We start from the raw sequence: 422 nt of genomic DNA, 5'->3' as shown, positions 1-422 counted from the left end.
CGGGGGCCTGATGGGCCGTTGGCCGGATAACGCGGTCAGCGGCGCATGCGGCGGAGTTGCTCGTCGTGGCGGCGCACTTGCTCTGCGAGGCAGTTGACCGCGGTTCGCAGGGTCGCGAGTTCATCTGTGAGCGAGGCCATCGGAGTTTCGGGGTGCTTGTGGTGCTCGACGATGGTGCGCAGTTCAGTGCTGCGATAGATCGTCGAGCGGCTCAGTCCGGTGGCGGCTGCGATGGCGACGACCGTGATCGGTTGGCCTTCGCGGGCCAGGTCTGTGCAGGCGCGTTCGACGAGGTTGATCTTGCCGCGGGCGGTCATCCTGCGGCCGCTTCCGTGTCGGCGATGAGCGCATCGAGGCGGTTCAGGAGCTTGTGGTGGCGGTCGGCTTCGTCGATCCACCCTCGGCTTTCGGCGTCGCGGGCA

The 422-nt window shown here is 67.5% G+C and carries 1 protein-coding gene; it reads right to left on the bottom strand.

The features are described 5' to 3' along the window. Positions 1-35: 35 nt before the first annotated feature. Positions 36-317: a DUF6262 family protein gene (locus CEY15_RS17965; RefSeq protein WP_007632371.1), complete on the bottom strand. Its 282-nt coding sequence runs from the start codon at positions 315-317 to the stop codon at positions 36-38. Between the last annotated feature and the right edge of the window lie 105 nt (positions 318-422).

It is taken from the genome of Dietzia natronolimnaea (assembly GCF_002289575.1).
In the GTDB taxonomy this organism is placed as follows: Bacteria; Actinomycetota; Actinomycetes; order Mycobacteriales; family Mycobacteriaceae; genus Dietzia; species Dietzia natronolimnaea_A.
The sequence above is the reverse complement of the archived record's forward strand: the minus strand, read 5'-3'. Positions and strand labels throughout refer to the sequence as shown.